The organism is Paenibacillus ihuae (assembly GCF_001368795.1).
GTDB classification, from domain to species: domain Bacteria; phylum Bacillota; class Bacilli; order Paenibacillales; family Paenibacillaceae; genus Paenibacillus_AQ; species Paenibacillus_AQ ihuae.
The window spans coordinates 1,211,413-1,215,878 of record NZ_LN831198.1 but is presented as its reverse complement, the minus strand read 5'-3'; the positions used below and the strand labels follow the sequence as shown (position 1 = coordinate 1,215,878).

4 protein-coding genes and 1 riboswitch are annotated in these 4,466 nt (G+C 51.1%); of the genes, 1 reads left to right on the top strand and 3 read right to left on the bottom strand.

All coding sequences use genetic code 11. From position 1 onward, the window contains the following. Positions 1-49: 49 nt before the first annotated feature. Both AQR02_RS05345 and metA read right to left on the bottom strand, forming a co-directional pair. The gene (locus AQR02_RS05345) at positions 50-1,234 is read right to left on the bottom strand and encodes an aminotransferase class I/II-fold pyridoxal phosphate-dependent enzyme (protein WP_054939685.1); all 1,185 of its coding nucleotides are present in this window, start codon (positions 1,232-1,234) and stop codon (positions 50-52) included. Positions 1,235-1,281: 47 nt separating this feature from the next. After that, complete coding sequence (gene metA, locus AQR02_RS05340) at positions 1,282-2,199, bottom strand: homoserine O-acetyltransferase MetA (protein WP_054939684.1); 918 nt, start codon at positions 2,197-2,199, stop codon at positions 1,282-1,284. 137 nt (positions 2,200-2,336) lie between these two features. Next, positions 2,337-2,441: riboswitch (SAM riboswitch) on the bottom strand. Between the two features lie 397 nt (positions 2,442-2,838). On the opposite strand from metA, the gene corA reads away from it, so the two are divergent. Then, entirely contained in the window at positions 2,839-3,774 is a 936-nt protein-coding gene (gene corA, locus AQR02_RS05335) for a magnesium/cobalt transporter CorA (RefSeq protein ID WP_054939683.1), read from the top strand. A gap of 111 nt (positions 3,775-3,885) precedes the next feature. Here corA and AQR02_RS05330 read toward each other — a convergent pair. Then, positions 3,886-4,466, bottom strand: a 581-nt coding sequence (locus tag AQR02_RS05330) for a 1-phosphofructokinase family hexose kinase (protein WP_187388758.1), incomplete at its 5' end; no start/stop codon positions are given.

Genomic DNA, 4,466 nt, shown 5'->3' with positions numbered 1-4,466 from the left:
ACAAAAAAAACGGCAGCGCATGAACCTCGCTGCCGTCTTCCTTAAATAATTATTCAGCTGTCACAGCTTGCTCCAGCTCGATCCGTGCTGCTTCGAACGCCTGGGCAAGGTCAGCAATCAGGTCATTTACATGCTCAATGCCGACGGAGAAGCGCAGCAGACGGTCATCCACACCGACTGCATCGCGGATTTCCACCGGAATGTCGGCATGGGTCTGCACTGCCGGATAGGTCATTAGCGATTCCACACCACCCAGACTTTCAGCGAAAGCGATCAGACGGATATGGCGCAAGAGCGGCTCCACATATCTGGCGTCTTTTACCTTAAAGGAGAAGATTCCGGTATTCCCGGAGGACTGGCGGTTCTGAATCTCGTAGCCCGGATGATCCGGCAGCCCCGGATGGAATACTTCCCCGATTGCCGGATGCTCCAGGAGATAACGGGCAATAGCCAGCGCGTTACTCTCATGCCGCTCCATGCGCAGGGCCAGGGTCTTCATGCCCTTCATCAGCTGATAGCTGTCGTTAGGAGCAAGTACAGCTCCAAGAGAGTTGTGGAGGATGGCCATTTCTGCCGAGAGCTCAGCACCTTTAGTTACGATCAGACCCGCCAGAACATCATTATGGCCACCCAGATATTTGGTCGCGCTGTGCACAATAATATCTGCGCCCAGCTCCAGCGGACGCTGGAAGAACGGAGTGAGCAGCGTATTGTCTACAATTGTGAGCAGCCCATGCCGGCGGGCCCACGTACAAACAGCCGATATATCGGTTATCATCATCAGCGGGTTGGTCGGAGTCTCAATGAACACAGCCTTCGTACTCGGACGGCGTGCCGCTTCCAGGCCATCCAGGTCATTAGTATCCACATAGGAGGCGCTGATGCCGTACTTCGAGAGAATCCGTTCCAGCAGCCGGTAGGTGCCGCCATACAGATCCAGCGAAACAACCAGATGGTCGCCTTGGCCGAACAAAGCAAACACGGTGGTTAACGCAGCCATACCGGAGCTGCAGGCAAAGCCGGCATCGCCGGATTCCAGCTCGGCCGCAGCCGTTTCCAGCACCGACCGGGTCGGGTTCTTGGTGCGGATGTAATCAAACCCTGTGCTTTGTCCAAGTCTCGGGTGGCGGAATGCCGTTGCATTATAAATCGGATAATTCACTGCACCGGTAGCAGGATCCTCCTGTGAGCCAATCTGCGCCAGTCTGCTTTCAATCCTTAGTTTCTCGTCCATGGTAAGCCTCCTAAATGTGGTGTTGAGCATTCTCTGCTCATCTATGATTAAATGATGGGACCAATATCGTAAGGGGTCTCCTGATATACATAGTAATTGAGCCAATTGGCGAACAATAAGTTAGCATGGGCACGCCATACGGCCGGCGGAGTACGCTGCGGATCATCCTTTGGATAGTAATGCTTCGGCAGTGCAATATCCATTCCCTTGGCTATATCGCGGTCATACTCCCATTTCAGGGAGAACGGGTCATACTCGGAGTGACCGGTGACAAAAATCTGCCTGCCGTCATGTGTTGACACAAGATAAACTCCGGCTTCTTCGGATTCAGCAAGAATCTGCAGATCGGGATTGGCTTCAATATCTTCCCGGGAAACGTCAGTGTGGCGGGAATGCGGGACATGGAACACCTCGTCAAAACCGCGCAGCAGCTTGAAGTTATTATGGCTCAAGGTGTGCGGGAAGACGCCGAAGCATTTCTCCGGCAGACTGACCTTGCGCACGCCGAAGTGGTGATATAATCCAGCCTGTGCCGCCCAACAGATATGCATGGTCGAGGTTACGTTATGCTTGCTCCATTCAAAAATCCGCTTCAGCTCTTCCCAGTAATTCACGTCCTCGAACTCCAGCTGCTCTACCGGAGCCCCGGTCACTATCAGGCCGTCGAACCGGCGGTGGCTGATTTCATCAAAGGTTGTATAGAAGCTCTCCAAATGCTCCGCTGAAGTATTCTTGGAGGTATGGGAGCTCGGATGAAGCAGGACTACATCGACCTGGAGCGGGGAATTCCCGATCAAGCGCAGCAGCTGCGTCTCTGTTGTTTCCTTGGTAGGCATTAAATTCAGGATAGCAATCCGTAAAGGACGGATGTCCTGATGAAAAGCCTGGCTCTCATCCATTACGAAGATATTTTCTCCGGATAATATTTCTTTGGCCGGTAAGCTGTCGGGAATTTTGATTGGCATTGCAGTGTCCACTCCTTAATCGAATTAGTGTCCTTCCACTCGCTGTAAAGCATGCAAAAAAGACCTTTCTCGCACGAGAAAGGTCATATAGCTGTAGTCATATGCGCCTCTCTCATCTGCCAGAGAACAATGCCGGGATATCATCTCCCCCTGCATAGCTTCCGCAAGAATTAGCACCGTGCGTTTACACGCCGGTTGCCGGGTTTCATCGGGCCAGTCCCTCCACCTGCTCTTGATAAGATTTAGCTGTATTCAATTATTTTCTTAAAATTCACTTTAAATCATGAACCTGCTTTTCGTCAAGTCCATACAATGCTGAAGAGCCCCTAAACTGTAAAGAATTTAACTTGTAAGAGGCATATCCCGGCGTTATACTAGACAAGTGTTTCACAGCACAAATGACGAAAAGAAGAGGTGAGTGAAGAATGGAAGGCGACCCGGGTGCGCAGTTAAGCGTACAAAGTGAGCAACCACACAGGATTAACATCAGCTTGCCGGCGGCGGGAGCATTTCTTCTTTATGTCCTCGAAACGTCATTCTGGCCGATTCATTGATTGTACCACCGGCCAAGCTGATTTTTTCCGTGTGCTTTAATTAGCATACCCCTGGAGAAGAACGGGGACAGAAGGAGTGAATCAGATGAAAATCCGGCTGGTGAATGCAGGAGTTTTTACACCGATCGATGATATTGAGCAAACACTTACCGCCCCTCTAGAAGGGTTCTACTGGATCGATGCCGATGACGAGGATTTGGAGCTGCTTCAGCCTCTGTACAATCTGCATGATCTGGCCGTTGAGGATTGCCTCAGCGAAGAGGAACAGCGGCCGAAGATTGAAATTTATGAGAGCCATTATTTTATCGTAGTCAACAGCATCCGTTTTGATGATGAGGAAATTTTCCTCCGGGCGCTTAACGTTTTTCTGGGCAGACATTTCATCATTACCGTCACCAAGCAAAAGATCCATGAGCTGCGTGTCCTGAAGCCCATTCTGTGGGAGCAGGAGGTCAGCGAACCTGACCGGTTTCTTTACCATCTGATCGACACCGTCGTAGATAATTACTTCTCAGTCGGCGACCGGATTGAAGCACGGATCGAAAAGCTCGAAGAGGATATCCTGATGCATACCAAGAAATCGCACTTAAGCGAAATCATCGGTCTGCGCAGTGAAATTCTGTGGCTGAAGAAGATGCTGGGACCGCAGAAGGAAGTTATCAACACGCTCAACAAAAAGGACCTCCGCCTGATCGATGACCAGCTGCAGAAGTACTTTAGCGATATTTATGAGAATGCGGTTAAAATCTCTGAAACATTCGAGACCTACCGCGACCTCATGGGCAACTTGCGCGAAGCCTACCAATCCAGTATCGCCAACCGCGCCAATGAAATTATGAGAGTCTTTACCGCAATTACTACAATATTCATGCCGCTGACCGTAATCACCGGTATCTACGGAATGAACTTTGATAATATACCCGAGACCCATTCACAATATGGCTACTATGGCGTAATTGCCGTTATGGTGACGCTCGGCTGTGGAATGCTGTTTATTTTCCGCAAAAAGGATTGGCTATGAGCACTAACGGACGAATAGGCAAAGGCGAAGGTTACCGCTACCGCAAGGTATGAGGAATCCTTCGCCTTTTTGATTAGGTTACAAAAAAACAAATTTCCGGCTTGACGCTAATTATTGGTCCGCCGTATCCGCTTCCTTCATTGCTGCAAACAAACGCTCTGTATCCTCACGCTTGCACAGCTGCCGCTCAGGGTTCATGACAGCCGCGCTACCGGAGGCAATTCCGAACTGGACGGCTTCGCGCAGAGGCCAACCCCGCTTCAGGCTATATACGATTCCCGCTACAAGGCTGTCACCAGCACCGACGACACTAAGCACCTGAACTTCAGGAGCATGCAGATGCTCACAGCCTTCCCTGGTAATCAGCAGTGCGCCTTGTCCGCCTAATGAGACCACCACCACTTCGGTCCGTCCCTGTTCAATCAGCTCCAGCGCAGCTGCCGTTAATTCTTCATTGCCAGCAATGCTGTGCCCAACCAGCTCTTCCAGTTCACGCGCATTCGGTTTCAGTAAATAGACACCGGCATCAGCAGCCAATTGCAGCGCTTCTCCAGACGTATCTACAATTACCCGGGCATTCCACTGCTTCGCAGTTTCTACTACGCGCCCATAAAAATCCGCCGGACAACCCGGAGGCAGGCTGCCGCTGGCGACAACATAGGTTGGCTTCTCCGTTAAGGCCCGCAGCTGCT